The 21,793-nt window shown below is 46.5% G+C and carries 14 protein-coding genes; 12 read left to right on the top strand and 2 right to left on the bottom strand.

Annotated features, from left to right (window positions below):
* Positions 1-2 precede the first annotated feature (2 nt).
* Entirely contained in the window at positions 3-503 is a 501-nt protein-coding gene (locus tag RCO84_RS07190; protein WP_006846843.1) for an NUDIX hydrolase, read from the top strand.
* 147 nt (positions 504-650) lie between these two features.
* Here the strand turns inward: RCO84_RS07190 and RCO84_RS07185 are convergent, their stop codons facing one another.
* Together RCO84_RS07185 and ispE are read right to left on the bottom strand one after the other, a co-directional pair.
* Positions 651-1,265, bottom strand: a complete 615-nt coding sequence (locus RCO84_RS07185) for a DNA alkylation repair protein (RefSeq protein ID WP_118066560.1) — start codon at positions 1,263-1,265, stop codon at positions 651-653.
* Positions 1,266-1,292: 27 nt separating this feature from the next.
* On the bottom strand, positions 1,293-2,153 hold the full coding sequence (ispE, locus tag RCO84_RS07180; protein WP_117692879.1) for a 4-(cytidine 5'-diphospho)-2-C-methyl-D-erythritol kinase: 861 nt from the start codon (positions 2,151-2,153) through the stop codon (positions 1,293-1,295).
* 177 nt (positions 2,154-2,330) lie between these two features.
* Here ispE and RCO84_RS07175 point away from each other — a divergent pair, with 177 nt between their 5' ends.
* From RCO84_RS07175 to RCO84_RS07125, 11 genes are all read left to right on the top strand, one after another.
* Entirely contained in the window at positions 2,331-3,470 is a 1,140-nt protein-coding gene (locus tag RCO84_RS07175) for a DUF2027 domain-containing protein (RefSeq protein ID WP_118141458.1), read from the top strand.
* Positions 3,471-3,476: 6 nt separating this feature from the next.
* Positions 3,477-5,471, top strand: a complete 1,995-nt coding sequence (locus RCO84_RS07170; protein ID WP_317584520.1) for an NAD(+) synthase — start codon at positions 3,477-3,479, stop codon at positions 5,469-5,471.
* A 259-nt stretch (positions 5,472-5,730) separates the two neighbouring features.
* On the top strand, positions 5,731-9,108 hold the full coding sequence (locus tag RCO84_RS07165) for an alpha-amylase family glycosyl hydrolase (protein ID WP_317584519.1): 3,378 nt from the start codon (positions 5,731-5,733) through the stop codon (positions 9,106-9,108).
* Positions 9,109-9,398: 290 nt separating this feature from the next.
* Entirely contained in the window at positions 9,399-12,749 is a 3,351-nt protein-coding gene (locus tag RCO84_RS07160) for an alpha-amylase family glycosyl hydrolase (RefSeq protein ID WP_317584517.1), read from the top strand.
* Positions 12,750-12,971: 222 nt separating this feature from the next.
* A complete protein-coding gene (ileS, locus tag RCO84_RS07155; RefSeq protein ID WP_317584515.1) occupies positions 12,972-16,583 on the top strand; it encodes an isoleucine--tRNA ligase in 3,612 nt (1,203 codons plus the stop codon).
* Positions 16,584-16,694: 111 nt separating this feature from the next.
* Complete coding sequence (locus RCO84_RS07150; RefSeq protein ID WP_022120972.1) at positions 16,695-17,078, top strand: TraR/DksA family transcriptional regulator; 384 nt, start codon at positions 16,695-16,697, stop codon at positions 17,076-17,078.
* A gap of 3 nt (positions 17,079-17,081) precedes the next feature.
* Positions 17,082-17,798 (top strand): lipoprotein signal peptidase, encoded by a 717-nt coding sequence (locus tag RCO84_RS07145; RefSeq protein WP_287805413.1) that lies wholly within the window; start codon positions 17,082-17,084, stop codon positions 17,796-17,798.
* Between the two features lie 2 nt (positions 17,799-17,800).
* Positions 17,801-18,760, top strand: coding sequence for a DUF4296 domain-containing protein (locus tag RCO84_RS07140; protein ID WP_264907915.1), 960 nt, complete (start codon positions 17,801-17,803; stop codon positions 18,758-18,760).
* A 16-nt stretch (positions 18,761-18,776) separates the two neighbouring features.
* Positions 18,777-19,001 carry a hypothetical protein gene (locus RCO84_RS07135; protein ID WP_117586629.1) on the top strand — a complete coding sequence of 75 codons (225 nt, stop codon included), beginning with the start codon at positions 18,777-18,779 and terminating at the stop codon, positions 18,999-19,001.
* Positions 19,002-19,018: 17 nt separating this feature from the next.
* Entirely contained in the window at positions 19,019-19,870 is an 852-nt protein-coding gene (gene nadC / locus RCO84_RS07130; protein WP_089543435.1) for a carboxylating nicotinate-nucleotide diphosphorylase, read from the top strand.
* Between the two features lie 24 nt (positions 19,871-19,894).
* A complete protein-coding gene (locus tag RCO84_RS07125) occupies positions 19,895-21,559 on the top strand; it encodes a dipeptidase (RefSeq protein ID WP_317584513.1) in 1,665 nt (554 codons plus the stop codon).
* The last annotated feature ends 234 nt before the right edge of the window (positions 21,560-21,793 follow it).

Raw genomic sequence — 21,793 nt, 5'->3', positions numbered from 1 at the left:
CGATGATAGATAATAAGAACGAGGAATTTCCGATAGTAGATGAAATGGGCAACATCCTGGGTGCTGTAACCCGCGGTCATGCCCATGACGGAAGCAAGATCTTGCATCCGGTTGTTCATCTGCATGTATTCAACAGCCGGGGTGATCTGTATCTGCAGCATCGTCCAGCCTGGAAGGATATCCAGCCGGATAAATGGGATACAGCCTGCGGCGGTCATGTAGATTTAGGCGAAAGTGTGAGTCAGGCATTGCATCGCGAGGTAAGGGAAGAATTGGGTATCACCGATTTTGAACCGGAATCTCTGGGGCATTATGTCTTTGAGAGTCAGCGAGAAAAGGAACTGGTTTATGTACATCGCTGTGTATATGATGGCGAGGTGAAACCGAGCCAGGAAGAATTGGCCGGTGGCAGATTCTGGACCAAGGATGAAATCAGCGAAAACATCGGCAAAGGTGTTTTCACTCCGAACTTCGAAAACGAATACCAGAAGTATTTCATGTAATGACGAAAATAGCCATAAAAATACGTCCCGACGTAGCATTTGCTGCATCGGGACGTATTTTTTTGTATGTCGGGACGCAGCAAATGCTACGTCGGGACGTATTTTTAGTAGGGTCGTGGCCTGTTTCTGACCGCATCTGGTGAACCTTTATATCTCGTAGATTCCCTTGAGTGCGCCTCTTGCGATTTGTTCGAAATCTTCACCGAAGTCGCAGAAACGGAGAACCGCATTAGAGGCAGCATGTTTTATTCCCATGTTGTCACCCTGCAATGCCGTGGCAGCCTGATCCAGGAATTCGTTGATGCCACGCTCGTTAGGCTCTTTCCCATTGGCAAAGAGACGGGCAAGGAGCTGGAAACCGGCAATCTCATAGAGCGGCTTGTCACTTGCTATCCACTGGTAGGCGATGACAGGCGCATAATCTACGTGCTGCAAAAGGTTGAAGGCAAGCATCTCTGCCATCTCCTGACTCTGTACCTGTTCCATCCATAAATCTGTGATTTCAGGAAGCATCTTGTCGGCAGGCATGATGAGTGTAGCCAGAATCTTGCACTCCCGGATATCTTCCTTCCACAGTTCGATGGCGAGGTCATAGTCTTTACCATATTCCTCAGCCATCTTTTTCAGTTCATAGAATGGTACGCCCCAATTCAGTTTATATCCCAGTCCCTTATCGCGCATAGATTGCGATCCCGGACCGTTCATCAGCAAGCGGAAGCTTCGCTTGATAGTCATCAGTTTCTGATGTGTTTCTTCGTTCATTATATTTTGAGTAAACAATTAACTAAATTAAAGTTTCATTATTTTACAGAACATTCCTTCGAACTGTTCCTCTATATTTGCAGGTTTATGCTTGAAGATACCGAAGATGGCACTTCCGCTACCACTCATCGCTGCATATACGGCACCCAGGTTGTACAGCTTCTGTTTGATTTCTGCCAGTTCCGGGTGCATCTTGAAGATAGGTGCCTCAAAATCGTTGACAAGTTCCTCTTTCCAAGTCTCGATAGGCTGGCGTACAATGTCGCGGCAACATTTGGCTGGTGCCTGTGGGGTGATGGCTGCATAAGCCTCTTTGGTGCTGACGGCAATGTCATCGCGCTTCACCACAACCAGATGATAGCCCCTCAGATTATCGCCAGGACCACTTACCGGCATCAGTTCTTCGCCGATGCCTTCTGCATAGCAAGCAGTGTCACCATCTTCGGGGTCAGCAGAAATGAAGTAGGCACAGTCTGCGCCCAGCTTGGCAGCGTATCTTTCCATCTCCGGATTACCGATATTGAGGCGGAAACGCTCGTCAAGCAAACGGATCATGAAGGCTGCATCGGCAGAACCGCCACCCAAACCAGCCTGCGAAGGAATACGCTTCACCAGGTGAGCATGGATGCGTGGAATCCTGAAGTCGGCAGCCAGGAGATTATAAGCTTTTACAACGAGATTGTTCTGTTCATCGCAATCCACTGCGTTACCTGTAATCTTCAGATCACAAGGAACATCGCTAGGGAATTCATCGCCCATGAGTTTGATTTCAAGTGCATCGGTCAGCGGAATAGGGTAGAACACCGTTTCAAGATTGTGGTATCCATCTTTCCGCTTGCTAACTATATTTAAACCAAGATTGATCTTGGCGCAAGGAAATGTAATCATAACTTTTCAGTTTAAAGGGTTCGTTACTATTTCTTTTTCTTTGCAAAGATACGGAAAAATATCTAACATGGTGCATCTTTTACAGGATTATTTTTATCAGTAGCATTAAAAATATTAAAATAAGCCCTGTTTTGCAATATCTTTTGTATCTTTGCAATTACAAATTATTAATAGATTATGAAAAAAGGAGATAAAGTCAGATTCTTGAGCGAAGTGGGTGGCGGAAAGGTTGCCGGCTTCCAAGGTAAAAATATTGTGCTCGTTGAGGATGAGGATGGTTTTGAGATTCCGATGCCTATCAACGAGGTGGTTGTGGTGGAGCAGGATGAATACTCCATGGGCAAGATGATTTCGGCTAAGATGGATGCGCAGCAGAAGGCTGAGGAGCATGCCAATACCGAACTGCATCAGGACAGCCGGAGTATCAAGGCCATCTTGAATGATCACGATGACGTGGATATGGATGTAGAGGAATATGATGCTGCCGACCGTGAGATAACCTTTGTGAAACCGGTTGAGGAACGTACGGGTGGCAACAAACTCAGTGCTTATCTCGCCTTTGTACCTATCAATATCAAGGACGTAACCAATACCCGTTTCGAGACCTATATGGTGAATGACAGCAACTACTATCTCCACTATACCTATCTCGTGGCTGAGGGAAATGCATGGACTCTGAAGGCAGAGGGAGAAATAGAACCGAACACCAAACTCTTCATCGAGGAATTCGGTCGTGAGGCTCTGAACGAGATGGAACATATCGCCATCCAGATGATAGCTTACAAGAAGGACAAGCCATTTCTCCTGAAGCCGGCAACAGATGTTCAGTTCCGTCTCGATCCCGTGAAATTCTACAAACTTCATCTTTTCGAGGAGAACGATTTCTTCGAGACTCCAGCCTATCTCTTTACGATTGTAGAGAACGATGAAATAGCCCGTCCGTTGGTTATCGATTCCAAGCGTCTGAAAGAGCAGATGTATAAGGATGAGAAGGTTGTCGCCAACACCAGCAAGAAGAAGAGCAAGAAGGATGATGGCACCCTTGTGATAGATCTTCATGCGGATGAAGTACTTGAAACAACTGCTGGAATGAATTCTGCAGATATTCTTCATTATCAGATGGATATCTTTAAGAAGACCATGGAGGAATATAAGAAAAAGAAGGGACAGAAAATTATCTTTATTCATGGAAAGGGCGAAGGTGTGTTGCGCCAGACTCTCATTCATGAGTTGAACTATCGCTATAAGAGTTGCACTTATCAGGATGCTTCTTTCCAGGAGTATGGCTATGGTGCTACACAGGTAACAATAAAGTAATTTATTATGAAGTACGGATTTATTAAGGTAGCCAGTGCCATCCCTGCCGTAAAGGTGGGGGATGTCATTTTCAATACCCAGCAGATAGAGGAACAGATAGCGCTGGCTGAGGGAAAGGGTGTAGAGATCATTACATTTCCGGAACTCTCTATTACGGGCTATTCCTGTCAGGATCTCTTCCGTCAGCAGATGCTTCTCGAATCATCTGAGCAGGCGGTGATGATGTTGCTCGATTTCACACGCAAACTCGATATCATCTCTATCGTGGGTGCGCCGGTGATAGCGGGCGACTTGTTGCTCAATTGTGGTATCGTTATCCAGCATGGACAGATTCTCGGTATTGTACCGAAGACATATCTTCCAAACTACAGCGAGTTTTACGAGAAACGCTGGTTTGCCTCGGCTCAGGATCTGAGAGATTGCGAAGTCCGTTATGCCGGACATAAGGTGAAACTGACGCCTGATGTTCAGATTTTTCAAACTTTCGATGGCGTACAGTTTGGTGTGGAAATCTGCGAAGATGTATGGGCTCCGGCTCCTCCTAGCAACAAACTGGCACTAGCAGGAGCAGACCTGATTTTCAATCTTTCTGCAAGCGACGAACTTATCGGAAAACATCATTATCTGAAGAGTCTGCTCAGCCAGCAGAGTGCCCGTACCATGACCGGATATATCTATAGTTCCTGCGGATTCGGTGAGAGTACGCAGGATGTGGTTTATGGTGGAAATGCCCTGATTTATGAGAATGGAGTTTTACTTTCACAGAGTGAACGTTTCTCTATTGAACCGCAGATGGTTATCTCACAGATAGATGTAGAGAAACTCCGCTCTGAGCGTCGTACGAATTCTACTTATGTAAATGCCCAGCGCAATATTAAGTATTCTGTTCTCGGCGGTCAGTTCAATATCCGTAATATCGAAGCCGATCCAACCGAAAATGAGCGCGATTTTGTGTTGGAACGTGAGGTGAATCCTCATCCGTTTATTCCTACCAGCAGCGATATGAATGCCTCTTGCGAGGAAATTTTCAATATCCAACTTATGGGACTGGCCAAGCGTATCGTTCATACCCATGCCAAGACCGTAGTAATCGGTATTAGCGGTGGTTTGGATTCTACGCTGGCCTTACTCGTTTGTGTAAAAGCTTTTGATAAACTCAAAATGAACCGAAAGGGTATCGTAGGTGTCACTATGCCGGGATTCGGAACCACAGACAGAACCTACAATAATGCTATCTCGCTGATGCAGAGTCTTGGTATTACCATTAAGGAAATCAGCATCGCCAAGGCTGTAACCCAGCACTTTGAGGACATCGGTCAGGATGCCGGTGTGCATGATGTGACTTACGAGAATTCCCAGGCTCGTGAACGTACCCAGATTCTGATGGATTTAGCCAATAAGATGGGTGGTATGGTTATCGGTACCGGCGACCTTTCAGAGTTGGCATTAGGATGGGCTACCTATAATGGTGACCACATGAGCATGTATGGCGTGAATGCCAGCATTCCTAAGACCCTGATCCGACATCTCGTAAATCATGTAGCAGAGAGTGGGGTAGACGAACAGAGCCGCATCACTCTTCGTGATATCATCGATACTCCTATCAGTCCAGAGTTGATTCCGGCAGATGAGAATGGAAATATCAAGCAGAAGACGGAAGATTTGGTGGGACCATACGAACTGCATGATTTCTTCCTCTACTATTTCCTGCGTTACGGTTTCCGTCCTTCCAAGATTTACATGTTGGCAAAGAAGGCATTTATTGATTCCGAACTGGAGCGTGTAAAGATCAGTGATAATGATCCTGACAGCTATGATGAGGAGACTATCAAAAAGTGGCTGAAGACCTTCGTGCGCCGTTTCTTCAATCAGCAGTTCAAGCGCAGCTGTCTGCCAGACGGTCCGAAAGTAGGTAGCGTAAGCCTCAGTCCTCGTGGCGACTGGCGTATGCCTAGTGATGCAGCTTCAGCCATCTGGTTGCAAGAGGCTGAAAACCTCTGAATTTGATTTTGGACAAGCCAAAAGTACAATATTCTTTCTGTTTTCTGGCGCGCCCGTTATATTAATTATATACTCTTAAAGGGGCTGGATTTTGTAAATATTTGGTTTACAGAATCCAGCCTCTTTTTCTTAATATTTGTGAAATCGATTGCACAAAAATATCAGCAGAAAAGTGAAATATCTTGTTGGGCGGCTAGAAATAGTTTGTAATTTTGCGGCAGATAATTCAACTATTCAATTTTAACTTAACAATTTCATTATGAAGAAACTTGCCGCAAAATTATGGACAGTTTTAATGCTCATGTTGGTCTCTATGCAGACGATGGCTACAGACACGTTTACTAGCAATCGTACTGACTTCCGAGACGAAAGTATCTATTTTATGATGACCACGCGTTTCTATGATGGTGACACAGGAAACAATGTGCTCTGCTGGGATAACCAGGAAGAACAGATCAAAACAAAAGACCCTTGCTGGCGAGGTGACTTCCAGGGTGTCATCGACAAACTCGACTACATTAAGGCACTCGGTTTTACAGCCATCTGGATTACACCAGTCGTGCAGAATGCATCCGGTTACGACTACCACGGTTATCATGCCATGGATTTCCAGCATGTAGATTGCCGTTATCAGAGCAGCGATGGCAGCAAGGACGGTGATGCCATGTTCCAGGAACTCATCGACAAGGCACACGCCAAGGGTATTAAGATTATCCTCGACATCGTGCTCAACCACACCGGTAACTTCGGTGAGCAGACACTCTGCAAGGAGTTCGACCGTGATACCGACTTGGCTACTCAGGCACTCATCGATGCCTGTATGATTCCTAATGAGGAGAAGTTGGGTTCCGACTACCTTACAAGTGTCGCTTATGAGCAGTATCAGCGTCGTCTTGGCTTGATGAAGAATACTCGTGGTAAGAACGAGGATGTTCACAACTACTGGCACCACTTTGGTGACTTCAACTGGGATTATCCTAATCGCTGGTGGGCTCAGATTGCAGGCGACTGCGTCGATCTGAACACCGAGAACGACTACGTAGCAGACTATCTCGTGAAGTGCTATGGCAGCTTTATCAAGATGGGTGTCGATGGATTCCGTATCGATACATCCGGTCACATCTCACGTCTTACCTTTTGCAAGCAGTTCATTCCTCAGTTTGCAGCTCTTGGTAAGCAGTATGAGGACAAGCGATTGAACAAGGCTCCTTTCTTCATGTATGGTGAGGTTTGCGCCCGTTACAGTGAGATTACATATCGTGGTCAGGAGAACCTCTCTTGCTATTATTACACATGGCAGGCTCCAAAGACCTTGCTCGACAAATGGGATGGCAGCCAGTCTTACTGGGATACACAGGTACTCTTTGATAAAGCCAATGGCGGTACTGGTGTGGATGATCATCAGATGGCTCTCTGTGAGTTAGACAAGGACCCAACACCAACAAGTGACAATACCTTTATGGTGAATGGTAAGTGGCATGAGCCAGACTATTCTCAGGCAAGCGGTTTCAATGTGATTGACTTCCCATTGCACTACAACTTCGGTAATGCTGCCGCCGCATACGGTTTGGCAAAGACCGGTGACCAGAAATATAATGATGCTACCTATAATGTAGTATATGTAGATAGTCACGACTATGGTCCTCAGCAAACCAGCGACACACGTCGTTTTGGCGGCTCTGACGCTCAGTGGGCAGAGAATCTCTCTCTGATGTTCACCTTCCGTGGTATTCCATGTCTCTATTATGGTTCTGAGATAGGTTTCCGTCGCAATGTCTTGATTGACAATGGTCCTCACGGTCCTCTCTCTGAAACTGGTCGTGCTTACTTCGGTGGTTATATCACTGGTGATGTAAATGCATCTGATTTCGGTGACTACAAGGCTACAGGCAATGTGGCTGCAACATTGAATCATGATGTCGCTCAGCACCTCATCCGTCTGAACAAGATTCGTCAGGCCGTTCCTGCTTTGCGTAAGGGTCAGTGGACCGACGAGGGTTGTACTCCTGCTGATGGCGGTATCGCCTTCAAGCGTGCTTATAAGAATGACAGCTATGCACTCGTAGCCATCAATGGTGGTGCAACATTCACAGATTGCCCTGATGGTACTTATACCGACGTGGTAACAGGCAAAACATACACTGGTTCTACTATCACCGTTGACGCTCCTGCTACTCAGGGTCAGCTCCGTGTTCTCGTGAAGGACTGGAAGGGCGGTCAGATAGGTGAGGATGGTCCTTTCATCTATAATGAGACTCCTAAGTCTAAGTCAGAGGCTGATCAGGCTTATGATGGTCATGAGGAAGATGGTACAACATGGGTTGAGCCACAGACTAATGAGTTTGGTTTGAAGTTCTCTCAGAATGGTGGTACTTTCCGCACCAATACTGTTACTGTAGAGGTAAGCCTTAGCGGTAAGGCAACTTCTGGTTGGTTTCAGGTAGAAGGTCAGGACAAGGTTGAGTTGATTCCAGGCGAGACCAAGACATTCACTATCGGTGAAGACATGAACTTCAAGCAGACCAAGACTGTAACATGGTATGCTAAGAACGACAAGAGTGAGAAGAATGGTTCTGTATCCTTCACCAAGGTGGATCCTAACGCATCTATCACCGTATATGTAAAGGCAGACAATGCTCCAACTATCTATGCTTGGGTTCCTGGCACTCCAACTAAAGAGTTGACAGGTAAATGGCACGGTAAGACCATGGATGGTCCTGAAGAGATTGGTGGTGTCAACTACTGGTACAAGACTTTCGATGGAGTAGAGAGCTTCAATGTGATTCTGAATAATGGTAATGCCAAGCAGTCAAGTGACATCACTGGTATTACTGGCGATATCTACTTGGAATATGACGGTGGTTCAAGTGTCAAGACGCTCGATGCTCCTGTCAACACAGCAGCCAAGGTTACTTTGAGTCCTAATGGTGGTGACTTCGAGAAGACTATTATTGTAACCGCAACCCTCAGCGATAATGCCAAGAGCGGTTGGTATAAGATTGGCGACGGTGAGCAGGTTAGTCTGACTCCAGGTAAGCCAGTTACCTTCACTCTCGGTGCTGACATGATGGAAGGCGAGAGCAAGACTGTAACTTGGAGCGCAACTAATGCAGAGGATAAGGTTAAGACTGGTACTGCTACCTTCAACAAGAAGGCTGAGGTGGTTATTCCTACACCAACAGGTATCTTCGCTTACTTCCTCGCTCCTTCAGACTGGAGTCTGGTAGATTGCTGGGCTTGGAGTGATACAGACAACTTTACCGGTGGCGAAGGTCATTGGCCAGGTGTAGCTTGTACCAAGACTGGTGAGAAGAAGAATGGTCTCGATGTTTGGATGTGGAAGTATGATGGTGATTTGACAGGTGCTCCTACCATGATCATCTTCAATAACGGCAATAATGGTCAGCAGACAAAGGACTTGGAATTCGTCAATGGTGCAGTTTACGACCATAGCGGTAAGACCAATACAGTCGTTACAGGTATCAATCAGGCTACAGCAGTTCAGAAGACTGCTAGGTTGAAGATTTACTCTATCAATGGTGTGAAGGTTGCCGAAGTAAACAAGGTTTCTGATGCAGAATACGTTTTGGCTCCAGGTATGTATATCTGCAATGGCAAGAAGTTTGTTGTCAAATAAACTTACCGCTACTTTGGGACTTAAACAAGCACTTCGCCTGCTCTGTAAGCGGGTAGTGTGAGTTTGTCCCCGTTCGGTTAGCAGTTTATGTACATAATATTCTCTGAATGAGGCTGATTTTTGCAAACATCCGTTTTGCGAAATTCAGCCTCTTTTTCTTTGTTATTGCGAAATCGATTGCACAGAAAAAACAATAGAAAAGTGAATTATTTTATAGTATTTATAAAAAGAATTCGTAATTTTGCGGTGTAATTATTCAACTATTCAATTTTAAACTTAACAATTTCATTATGAAAAAACTTGCCGCAAAATTATGGGCGGTTCTTATGCTCATGTTGGTCTCTATGCAGACGATGGCTACAGACACGTTTACCAGCAATCGTACTGATTTCCGAGACGAAAGTATCTATTTCATGATCACCACCCGTTTTTACGATGGAGATCCAAGTAACAACGTGCTCTGCTGGGATAACCAGGAAGCGCAGAAGAGTACCAAGGACCCTTGTTGGCGAGGTGACTTCCAGGGTGTGATCGACAAGCTCGACTACATTAAGGCTTTAGGTTTTACAGCCATCTGGATTACACCTGTCGTTCAGAATGCGTCTGGTTATGACTACCACGGCTATCATGCCATGGATTTCTCTAAGGTTGACTGCCGCTATCAGAGCGGTGACGGCAGCAAGAGTGGTGACGTGATGTTCCAGGAACTCATCAACAAGGCTCACGACAAGGGTATCAAGATCATTCTTGACATCGTGCTCAACCACACCGGTAACTTCGGTGAGGAGAAGCTCTGCAAGATGTTCGACCGTGATACTCATCTTCGTAACCAAGCATACATTGATGCTTGTATGATCCCTGATGAGAGCAAGTTGGGCAACGATTACTTGGGCAATGTAAAGATACAGTATCAGCGTCGTCTTGCCCTGATGAAGAATACAGATGGCAATAACCACGATATACACAACTATTGGCACCATACTGCCAACAACTGGAACTGGGACTTCCCAAGCCGTTGGATGGGTCAGATTGCTGGTGACTGTGTGGATCTCAACACAGAGAACGACTACGTGGCTAAGTATCTCGTAGATTGCTATGGACAGTTTATCAAGATGGGTGTCGATGGTTTCCGTATTGATACATCTGGCCACATCTCCCGCTTGACATTCAACAAGGAGTTTATCCCTCAATTTGAAGCACTTGGTAAGCAGTACGAGAACAAGCGCTTGAACAAGGCACCTTTCTTTATGTATGGTGAGGTTTGTACACGTATGAACGATGTAACCTATAGAGGTCAGGCAAACCTCTCTTGCTACTTCTATACCTGGAAGTCGGACGAGGCCTTGCTCAACAAATGGGATGGAAGCAAAAGTTACTGGGATAATCAGGTGATTCCTGAGGGTTCTGAGCCTGTAGGCCCACAACTGCTTTGCTTGGAGGAGACTACTTCTCCAAAGAGCAACAATGCCAAGATGCTCAATGGTGCATGGCACGAGCCAGACTATTCTCAGTCAAGCGGATTCAACGTCATTGACTTCCCTATGCACTACAGCTACAACACTGCCCAACAGGCTTTCAGCTTGGCAAGCGGCGACGAGTGCTATAATGACGCTACTTTCAATGTGGTATATGTAGATAGCCATGACTATAGTCCAGGTCCAAGCGATACCAACCGTTTCGGTGGTACAGATGCTCAGTGGGCTGAGAATCTCTCTCTCTTGTTTACCTTCCGTGGAATCCCATGTCTCTATTATGGTTCTGAGGTAGGCTTCCGTCGTGGTGTAGTAATTGATAAAGGTCCTAATGGTCCTCTTTCTAACACCGGTCGTGCTTACTTCGGTGGTTATATCACAGGTGATGTAGAAGCATCAGACTTCGGTGAATACAAGGCTTCTGGTAATGTGGCTGCCTCTTTGAATCATGATGTGGCTCAGCACCTCATCCGTTTGAACAAGATTCGTCAGGCTGTTCCTGCTCTCCGTAAGGGTCAGTGGACTACAGATGGTTGTAAGGCCAATGGTGGTATCGCTTTCAAGCGTGCTTATAAGGACAGCTATGCACTCGTAGCCCTCAATGGTGGTGCTACTTTCACAGATTGCCCAGCTGGTACTTATACAGACTTGGTAACAGGCAAGACTTACACAGGTCCTACTATCACCGTTGATGCTCCTAATAATCAGGGTCAGGTTCGCGTACTCGTGAAAGACTGGACTGGTGGCAAGCTCATTGAGGATGGTGCTTTCATCTACGCTTCTGCTGCTCAGCATAAGGGTGGTCAGACCTATGATGGTAATGAAGAGGCTGGTACAACTTGGATTGATGAGGCTCCTATTCAGCCTGCAAGCGTTTCATTCTCACAGGCAGGTGGATCATTCCGCACTGAGACTATTAACATGACAGTTACTCTCTCTGAAGACGCTAAGTCTGGTTGGTATCAGATACAAGGCCAGGATAAGGTGAACTTGACTCCTGGTGTGAGTGAGAACCTTACCATCGGCGAAGGTATGAACTTTGGCGACACCAAGACTATTGATTGGAGCGCAGAGGGCCAGGACGGTAAAGTGAAGAGCGGTAGCTTGACCTTCACCAAGGTAGATCCTAATGCTTCTATCACGGTATATGTAAAGACTGCTAATGCTCCTCACATCCATGCTTGGACAACAGGTACAGACGGCAAAGACTTGACAGGCGCATGGCCTGGTAAGGTAATGGCCGGTCCTGTGGAGATTGATGGTGCTAAATACTGGACTCACTCTTTCGATGGCGTAGAGAATTTCAATGTCATCTTGAATAATGGTAGCGGTGCTCAGTCTGGTGATATCACAGGTATCACAGGCGATATCTACTTGGAGTATGATGGTGGTACAAGTGCCAAGAAGATTGACGCTCCTGTCAATACTGCAGCCAAGGTTACTTTGAGTCCTAATGGTGGTGACTTCCAGAAGACTATCTCCGTAACAGCAACCCTCAGCAACAATGCCAAGAGCGGTTGGTATAAGATTGGTGATGGCGAGCAGGTGGCTCTTACTCCTGGTAAGGCTGCTACCTTCACTCTCGGTGCTGACATGATGGAAGGCGAGAGCAAGACTGTAACTTGGAGCGCAACCAATACTGACAATGAAACCAAGACTGGTTCTGCAACCTTCAACAAGATAAAAGAGGTAGTTATTCCTACTCCAACAGGTATCTTCGCTTACTTCCTCGCTCCTGCAGAATGGAGTGACATCCACGTATGGGCTTGGAATGATGCAGACAACTTTACCGGTGGTACCTGGCCAGGTGTAAGCTGTACCAAGACTGACATGAAGAAGAATGGTCTGGATGTCTGGATGTGGAAGTTTGATGGTGATTTGACAGGTGCTCCTACTAAGATTATCTTCAACAATAATGGTAATGGTGTCAACCAGACAAAAACTTTTGCTTTCGTCAACGGTGCAGTTTATAACCGCAGCGGTAAGACCAATGAGAGTGTCTCAACAGGTATCAACCAGACCGTAGCAGCTCAGAAGGCTCCTGCTAAATTGAAGATTTACTCTATCAATGGTGTGAAGGTAGCCGAAGTAAACAAGGTTTCTGATGCAGAATACGTTCTGGCTCCAGGTATGTATATCTGCAATGGCAAGAAGTTTGTTATCAAGTAGTCAATGGTTAGCCGCCATTACTTTTAGAAACATTTAGTTTATCATATTTCATTTATTTTAGGTTTAAGTACTCCTAAATGACTTGAAAAGAGCAATTTTTCAGTCATTTAGGAGTCTTTTTTGTATATATAAGTAGAAAATATATTAAAGATTTTGGGTAAAACCTTTTTTTTTTGTAACTTTGCGCCCAAAAGTAAAAACAATATAAAAATATAAGATAATATGGCTAAGAAATTTGCCGAGCACAACGGTCTGAATCTTACTCAGACAAACAATGACGTACTAGCAGCGTGGGAGAAAAACGATATCTTCCACAAGTCTATCGACGAGCGTGAAGGCTGCCCTCAGTTTATCTTCTTCGAGGGACCTCCATCAGCTAATGGCCACCCGGGTATTCACCACGTGTTGGCACGTAGTATCAAGGATACATTCAACAGATACAAGACCATGAAGGGATTCCAGGTTCACCGCAAGGCGGGATGGGATACCCACGGACTCCCTGTTGAACTCGGTGTCGAGAAGGAACTCGGCATTACCAAGAAGGATATCGACAACAAGGCTTCAGAGAAGTATATCTCTACCGAGGATTACAACCACAAGTGCCGCGAGAACGTGATGAAGTTCACCGCTGAGTGGCGCGAGTTGACCGAGAAGATGGGTTACTTCGTAGATCTCGATCATCCTTATATCACCTACGATAACAAGTATATCGAGACTCTCTGGTGGCTCCTCAAGCAGCTCTACAACAAGGGCCTGCTCTACAAGGGTTACACCATCCAGCCATATTCTCCAGGCGCAGGTACAGGTTTGAGCTCTCACGAGTTGAACCAGCCTGGCTGCTATCGCGATGTTAAGGACCTCACCACCACAGCCCAGTTCCTCATCAAGGATCCTAAGGCAGAGTGGACCAAGTGGGGCAAGCCATACTTCATCGCATGGACCACTACACCTTGGACTCTGCCATCAAACGTGGCTCTCTGTGTGGGTCCTAAGATTGACTATGTAGCCATCGAGACCTACAACCTCTACAATGGCGAGCCTATGACACTCGTGATGGCTGAGGCGCTGGTAGGTTCATATCTGAAGGCTGACCAGGAGTGCAAGGAGGGCGATCTCCTTCCATTCGACAAGGAGAAGAAGCAGTGCCCTTGGCGCATTATCGACCACATGAAGGGTACAGACCTCGAAGGCATGCACTACGAGCAGCTCCTGCCATGGGTAAAGCCATGCGAGAAGGTTGATCTCTTCGCACCGGCTTTCGTAACAGAATATGCTGCTGCTCATCCTGAGAAGGTGTTCGCTTCAGAGGATGGTCGCGATCAGTTCGTTGAGATGGATAGCGAGGCTTTCCGTGTAATCCTCGGCGACTACGTTACTACCGATGACGGTACTGGTATCGTGCACATCGCTCCTACATTCGGTGCCGATGATGCCAAGGTGGCTAAGGATGCCAATATCCCTGCTCTCTACCTTATTAATAAGAAGGGTGAGACCCGCCCAATGGTTGACCTCCAGGGTAAGTTCTATCTCATCGAAGACCTCGATGACAACTTCGTGAACGCTTGTGTCAACAAGGAGGCATACGCTCATCACGCAGGCGACTACGTGAAGAATGCCTACGACCCACAGTTTAATGTGGATGGTGTTTGGGACAAGAAGGCTTCTGAGAAGGCTGAAGACCTGAACATCGTACTCTGCTACGAGTTGAAGCAGGAGGGCAAGGCTTTCAAGAGCGAGAAGCACGTGCACAACTATCCTCACTGCTGGCGTACCGACAAGCCTATCCTCTATTATCCATTGGATAGCTGGTTTATCAAGGATACAGCCCGCAAGGAGCGCATGGTAGAACTCAACAAGACCATCAACTGGCAGCCTGAGAGCACCGGTACAGGCCGTTTCGGCAACTGGCTCGAGAACCTGAACGACTGGAACCTTTCACGTTCCCGCTTCTGGGGTACTCCATTGCCAATCTGGCGTGACGAGAACCGTGGCGAGAAGTGCATCGGCAGCTTGGAGGAGCTGTATGCTGAAATCGAGAAGTCTGTGGCTGCAGGCATCATGCAGAGCAACCCATTGAGGGAGAATGGTTTCGTTCCTGGCGACTACAGTCAGGAAAACTATGATAAGATTGACCTCCACCGTCCATACGTTGACAAGATTGTATTGGTTAACGAGGAGGGCAAGCCAATGTATCGTGAGAGCGACCTCATCGACGTTTGGTTCGATTCAGGTTCTATGCCTTACGCCCAGCTCCACTACCCATTCGAGGGTGAGATGGCCCGTGGCACAGAGGCAGACCGCGATGCACTCATCCACAGCACCTATGAGGGATATGCTATTCCTCCTAAGTTCTATCCAGCCGACTTCATCAACGAGGGCGTGGATCAGACCCGTGGATGGTTCTTCACCCTGCACGCCATCGCTACCATGGTATTCGATAGCGTAGCCTTCAAGAACGTAATCTCTTCTGGTCTCGTTCTCGATGCCAAGGGTAACAAGATGAGTAAGCACGTGGGTAACGTGACTAACCCATTCGAGATGATTGACAAGTATGGTGCCGATCCTGTTCGTTTCTATATGATGACCAACAGCGAGCCTTGGGACAACCTCAAGTTCGACCCTAATGGTGTGGACGAGACCCGTCGTAAGTTCTTCGGTACCTTATATAATACCTACAGCTTCTTCGCCCTCTATGCTAATGTAGATGGTTTCGATGCAGAGGCTGCTCAGGTGCCATTCGAGAAGCGCCCAGAGATTGACCGCTGGATTCTCTCTTCACTCAATACCCTCATCAAGGGCGTTGACAGAGAGTTGGCTGGCTATGATCCAACCCGCGCAGGTCGTCTCATCGATGCTTTCGTCAATGATGACCTCTCTAACTGGTACGTTCGTCTGAACCGTAAACGTTTCTGGGGTAAGGAGATGAGCGAGGATAAGCTGAGTGCTTACCAGACTCTCTATACCTGCCTGATGACAGTGGCTAAGTTGTTGGCTCCATTCGCTCCATTCTATGCTGACGAGTTGTATCACGACTTGGGCGGCGAGTTGGAGAGCGTACACCTCGACAAGTTCCCTGTAGCTGATGAAGCTGCTATCGATGCCGACCTGGAGGAGCGTATGGCCATCGCCCAGAAGATTACTTCTATGGTATTGGCATTGCGCCGCAAGGTGAACATCAAGGTGCGTCAGCCACTGCAGCAGATCATGATTCCTGCAGTAGATGATGTACAGAAGGCACACATCGAGGCAGTAGCCGGACTGTTGAAGAACGAGGTGAACGTGAAGGAGGTTAACTTCATTGAGGGTCAGGGCATTCTCGTAAAGAAGGTGAAGTGTAACTTCAGAGTGATGGGTAAGAAGTTCGGCAAGTTGATGAAGGGTGTTGCTGCCCAGATGTCAGCGCTCGATCAGGACCAGATTGCAGCCTTCGAGAAGGCAGGCAACATCACATTGAATATCGACGGACAGGAAGCCGTGGTAGAGGTAGCCGACGTGGAGATTATCTCAGAGGATATTCCAGGATGGCTCGTATCTAACGAGGGCAATCTGACCGTAGCGCTTGAGGTAGAGTTGACCCCAGAATTGAAGAAGGAGGGAATGGCTCGTGAGTTGATCAACCGTATCCAGAACCTCCGCAAGGAGACTGGTCTGGAGATTACCGACCGCATCAACGTAACTGTGGCTCCTAATGAGGAGACTGACGCAGCCATCGAGGCATTCGCCGACTACATCAAGGGTCAGGTATTGGCAGACAGCATCGAAATCGGCGACAACGCAGGTGTTGAGACCGAGTTTGATGACTTTAAGTTGAACATTCTCGTAGAGAAGAATTAAATAGTTAGGAGTTAGGAGTTAGAAGTTAGGAGCATTTCCAAACTGCTTGCTTCTAACTTTCTAGCCCTTATTCCCTAAAAACATTAACAAATAACATAATAGATAACATCTATGGCTAACGAAAAACTACGTTATAGCGATCAGGAACTCGAGGAGTTCCGCGCTATCATTGATGAGAAATTGAAGGTGGCAAAGCAGACTTATCATGATTGTATGGCTCAGCTGAACCACTCAGACAGTAATGATGTGGTAGATACATCACCAACCTACAAGGCTCTTGAGGAGGGTAGTGAAGCACAAAGCAAGGAAGAAATCATCCAGATGGCTCAGCGTCAGCAGAAGTTCATTAAGGGATTGGAAGCAGCTTTGGTTCGTATCCAGAACAAGACCTATGGTATTGACCGCGAAACAGGCGAGTTGATTCCTAAGGAGCGTTTGCGTGCTGTACCTCATGCCACTTTGAGTGTAGCTTCTAAGGAGGCTAGAAAGAAGTAATAAATGGAGAAAACAAGTAAAATTAAATACGGATGGCTCGTCACGGCAATGGTGGTTGTGCTTCTTGTTATCGATCAGATTATCAAGGTGTACATCAAGACCCATTTTTGCCTTGGCGAGTCTGTTCGTGTTACTGATTGGTTTTATATCGAATTTGTTGAGAACAACGGAATGGCTTGGGGTATGTCGTTTATCGGCAAGTTCTGGCTAAGTCTGTTGCGCCTGGTAGCCATCTGTGCGTTGAGCATTTATCTGCATCGCATCATTAAGCGTGGTACCTATCGCTTGTTATACATCATTTTGGTGGCGCTGGTTCTGACGGGTGCAATCGGCAATATGATTGATTCAATCTTCTACGGACTTATCTTCACCGGTGCTTCACCTTATTATGTATCTTATCTTGTGCCTTTCGGCGAGGGGTATGCACCCGTGCTCATGGGCAAGGTGGTTGATATGTTCCGCTTTCCGTTCTTCACCTATACATGGCCTGAATGGTTCCCTTTCTGGGGTGGACAGCATGGTACATTCTTCGATCCTGTATTCAATTTTGCAGATTCCTGTGTATCAGTCGGCATCATTTCCCTCTTGCTTTTCTGTAGAAAAGAACTGGAAACTCTCGGAGGTGGTGATAAGGAGAAGAAGGTTAAAGATTCTTCTTTTATTGAAACTGCTGAAGAAAAGATAAAGTCTCAATCTCAAGAAAATAAGGAGGACAAGTAATCATGAAGAAAGCTTTTCTTTATCTCTGTTGGATAGTAACCTTTTGTGCAGCCTTTGCTTCTTGCAAGCCTTCGCTGCCAAAAGATGTGCTCTCTAAAGGAAAGATGACGGATATTCTCTTCGATTATCACATCGCTCTTGCTATGGCGCAGAGCGAAGACGGTGGTAGTGAGAAGAATAGTCTGGCTTATCGCGAGGCTGTACTGAAGAAACATGATGTCACCTCGGCAGACTTCGACAGTTCGATGGTTTATTATATGCGCCATACAGAATTGCTGCATGATGTGTATAAGGATTTGGCTGAAAGATTGGATAAAGAGGTGGTTGCATTGGGTGGAAACAGTGCAGGAAATAGTGATTTTGACAATCTTACTGCTGTTGGCGATACTGCCAATATCTGGAAGGATGCTACTTCGATGGTATTCTCGCCTGATGAGGGCTTCAACAGTCGCAGTTTTAAAATTGAAGCTGATACTGCTTTCCATAAGGGTGACCGGTTCCGTCTTGATTTCGAATCGCAGTTTATCTTCCAGGATGGTATGCGTGATGGTATCGCTTTGCTGGCTGTTCAGTTCAAGAACGATAGTGTGGCACAGACTGTAATTCATATTCAGAGTGCTCAGCACTATAGTGTGGAACTCGCTGATAATGACAGCCTTGGAGTCAAATGTATAAAGGGGTACTTTATGTTGAGTGAGGGTGGCTTCAGTTCTGATGCCGGTTCTTTGACGACTCTTAAACTGATGTTTGTCAATAAGATTCGTCTCATCCGTATGCATCCTAAAAAGGTAGCACCGGTTTCTTCTTCTGCAGCATCTTCTGATTCGGCAAAAGTAGATACTGCTCGTAAGACCCGTATACCAGGTCCGAGTGTTCCAGCACGTCCGGATGGAGCTTTGGCGCCTCCGACCAGTGCACCGGTTCCTATGCCTGATAAACCTATTCAGATGACGAGTAATTAGTCTGGATGTTTAAGATATGGCTGAAATGAGAAGATGCGGAGCCCATCAGGTGATATTGCCGGATGGCTCGATATTGCAGCAGGCTGTGGTAGAAATACAAGAGGGCAGGGTGGTGAACTACTTCGAGTTTCGCGAGGAGTTGCCGATGACCGAATGGTTAGGCGGCGAAATCCGGGTGGAACGCGATGAGGAAGGCATCCTCCGTGCCCTGTGGAACGGAAAAGTAATCAATAAACATTAAACATAAACATTAATAATATGTTAAGCGTAGATCAATTAGAAGACAAGTTGATAGACTTGGCATTTGCTGAGGATATCGGTGATGGCGACCACACAACTTTGTGTTGTATCCCAGAAGACGCCATGGGTAAGAGCCACTTGCTTATCAAGGAAGATGGTGTGTTGGCAGGTGTTGAAATGGCAAAGAAGGTATTTGCCCGTTTTGATCCTACCATGAAGGTAGAAGTGTTGCTTCAGGATGGAACCCATGTTAAGAAGGGTGACATTGCAATGATTGTAGAGGGTAAGACCCGTTCTTTGCTCCAGACAGAGCGTTTGATGCTCAATATCATGCAGCGTATGAGTGGCATTGCTACCATGACTGCTAAGTATGTAAAGCGTCTTGAGGGTACAAAGACTCATATCCTTGATACCCGTAAGACAACTCCAGGTCTTCGCATGTTGGAGAAGCAGGCTGTAAAGATTGGTGGTGGTATGAACCACCGTATCGGTCTTTTTGATATGATTCTCTTGAAAGATAACCATATCGATTTCGCCGGTGGCATCGACAATGCTATCGACCGTTGCCATGCTTATCTGAAGGAGAAGGGCCTCGACCTGAAGATTGAAATCGAGGTTCGCAGTTTCGATGAACTTGACCAGGTATTGAAGCATGGTGGTGTAAATCGTATCATGCTCGATAACTTCTCTGTGCCTGATACTAAGAAGGCAGTAGACATCATCGCAGGTAAGTATGAGACTGAGTCTTCTGGCGGTATCACTTACGATACCATCCGCGATTATGCAGAGCAGGGGGTTGATTTCATCTCAGTTGGTGCCTTGACACATAGTGTGAAGGGCTTGGATATGAGTTTCAAGGCTTGCGATTAATATAAATAAAGATATATATTTATTATGAATAAGATTTTCGCTTCAGCCCTGATGGCTGTGGCTATGTTGGGCAGTGTCTCAGAGGCTGAGGCCTGCAGTAACTTCATCGTGGGCAAGAAGGCATCAGTAGATGGTTCGGTGATGTGTTCTTACAGTGCCGACGATTATGGTATGTTCCAGTACCTCTGCCATTATCCTGCGGCTAAGCACGCCAAGGGCGAGATGCGTAAGATTTACGATTGGGATACCAATAAATATCATGGTGAGATTCCGGAGGCTGCCGAGACTTATAATGTGATTGGCAATATGAATGAATGGCAGGTTACCATCGGCGAGACTACCTATGGCGGTCGTGAGGAGATGGTGGATTCTACCGGTATCATGGACTACGGTTCACTCATCTATGTAGCTCTCCAGCGCAGTAAATCGGCACGCGAGGCTATCAAGGTGATGACCACCCTCGCCAATACCTATGGTTATAATTCAGAAGGCGAAACCTTTACCATCTGCGATCCTAAAGAGGCTTGGATCATGGAGATGATGGGTAAGGGTGCCGATTCCAAGGGTGCAGTATGGGTAGCACTCCGCATTCCGGATGATGCCATCTGTGCACATGCCAACCAGAGCCGCATCGGCAAGTTCAATATGAAGGACAAGAAGAATGTGATGTATGCCAAGGATGTGGTATCTTTTGCTCGCAGCAAGGGCTGGTTCAAGGGCAAGGATGCTGATTTCTCTTGGAAGATGGCGTATGCGAAGCCTGATTTCTCAGGTCGCCGTTTCTGCGATGCCCGTGCCTGGGCGATGCTGAACCACTTCTATGATATGAGTCCTTATCTGGATTGGGCACTCGGCAAGAATCCTGATGCGCAGGATATGCCTCTCTGGGTGGTTCCTAACAAGAAGGTGAGCGTACAGGATGTAGAGAATGTGATGCGCGACCATTACGAGGGTACTCCTCTTTCTGTAGCCGACGGTTCTGATATCGGCGGTGGTATCTGGGAGATGCCTTATCGTCCTACACCATTGATGTACAAGGTGGATGGCAAGCAGTATTTCAACGAGCGTCCTGTCAGCACTCAGCAGAGTGGTTTCGTATTCGTGAGCCAGATGCGTTCATGGTTGCCAAGAGAGATTGGTGGCGTGTTCTGGTTTGCCAACGATGATGCCAACATGGCTGCGTTCACTCCTGTATATTGCTCTATGACCGAGCGTCCTGAGTGCTATAATACTCCTGGTGTTGATGCCTTGCATTTCAGTAAGAAGAATGCTTACTGGGTTTGCAATATGACCAGCAACATGGTTTATCCTCGTTACAGCTTGATGTTCCCAACCTTGAAGGAGGTTCGTGATAGCTTGACCAACAGCTATTTCGCTGCTCAGGCAGGTGTAGAGAAGAAGGCTCAGGAGCTTTATGCCCAGAACCCACAGGCTGCCGTGAAGTATCTCAACGACTACAGTGTTGAGAAGGCTCAGCAGATGTTGGCTCGCTGGAACCAGCTTTTCGAGTTCATGGTGGTGAAGTACAATGATATGATTATCAAGCCAACCGATAAGAATGGTACCTTCAAGAAGACTCCATACGGTTTGGGTGCTACTCCAGTTCGTCCTGGTTATCCAGAGAAGTTTGCCAAGCAGCTTGTCAAGCAGAGTGGCGATAAGTTCCTGGTTCCAGAGGAGAAAAAATAAGTTTTTTTGATTCTTGAGAATCAAAGATACCGGAAAGTAAGAAGGGTCTATATGCCACCTGTTCATCGTGGCATATAGACCCTTGTCGTTTTCCCGATTCCTAAGACATAGCCAAATTTTTGAGCAATTTTTTGTGTTAATAAATATAAAAGAGGCGTTTTGAAGCATACAGGCACTAAAATATCGGTAGCAGAAATGGTCAAAAATGATTTTTCTGTTACAAATCAACACGGA

Source organism: Segatella copri, assembly GCF_949820605.1.
Taxonomy (GTDB): domain Bacteria; phylum Bacteroidota; class Bacteroidia; order Bacteroidales; family Bacteroidaceae; genus Prevotella.
The sequence above is the reverse complement of the archived record's forward strand: the minus strand, read 5'-3'. Positions and strand labels throughout refer to the sequence as shown.

Excerpts from the sequence above, each read along its gene's own strand:
- RCO84_RS07175 (WP_118141458.1), top strand. The coding sequence starts at position 2,331 with ATGAAAAAAGGAGATAAAGTCAGATTCTTGAGCGAAGTGGGTGGCGGA.
- RCO84_RS07185 (WP_118066560.1), bottom strand. The coding sequence starts at position 1,265 with ATGAACGAAGAAACACATCAGAAACTGATGACTATCAAGCGAAGCTTC.
- ileS (WP_317584515.1), top strand. The coding sequence starts at position 12,972 with ATGGCTAAGAAATTTGCCGAGCACAACGGTCTGAATCTTACTCAGACA.
- RCO84_RS07190 (WP_006846843.1), top strand. The coding sequence starts at position 3 with ATGATAGATAATAAGAACGAGGAATTTCCGATAGTAGATGAAATGGGC.
- nadC (WP_089543435.1), top strand. The coding sequence starts at position 19,019 with ATGTTAAGCGTAGATCAATTAGAAGACAAGTTGATAGACTTGGCATTT.
- RCO84_RS07150 (WP_022120972.1), top strand. The coding sequence starts at position 16,695 with ATGGCTAACGAAAAACTACGTTATAGCGATCAGGAACTCGAGGAGTTC.
- RCO84_RS07135 (WP_117586629.1), top strand. The coding sequence starts at position 18,777 with ATGGCTGAAATGAGAAGATGCGGAGCCCATCAGGTGATATTGCCGGAT.
- RCO84_RS07165 (WP_317584519.1), top strand. The coding sequence starts at position 5,731 with ATGAAGAAACTTGCCGCAAAATTATGGACAGTTTTAATGCTCATGTTG.
- RCO84_RS07125 (WP_317584513.1), top strand. The coding sequence starts at position 19,895 with ATGAATAAGATTTTCGCTTCAGCCCTGATGGCTGTGGCTATGTTGGGC.
- RCO84_RS07160 (WP_317584517.1), top strand. The coding sequence starts at position 9,399 with ATGAAAAAACTTGCCGCAAAATTATGGGCGGTTCTTATGCTCATGTTG.
- ispE (WP_117692879.1), bottom strand. The coding sequence starts at position 2,153 with ATGATTACATTTCCTTGCGCCAAGATCAATCTTGGTTTAAATATAGTT.
- RCO84_RS07140 (WP_264907915.1), top strand. The coding sequence starts at position 17,801 with ATGAAGAAAGCTTTTCTTTATCTCTGTTGGATAGTAACCTTTTGTGCA.
- RCO84_RS07170 (WP_317584520.1), top strand. The coding sequence starts at position 3,477 with ATGAAGTACGGATTTATTAAGGTAGCCAGTGCCATCCCTGCCGTAAAG.
- RCO84_RS07145 (WP_287805413.1), top strand. The coding sequence starts at position 17,082 with ATGGAGAAAACAAGTAAAATTAAATACGGATGGCTCGTCACGGCAATG.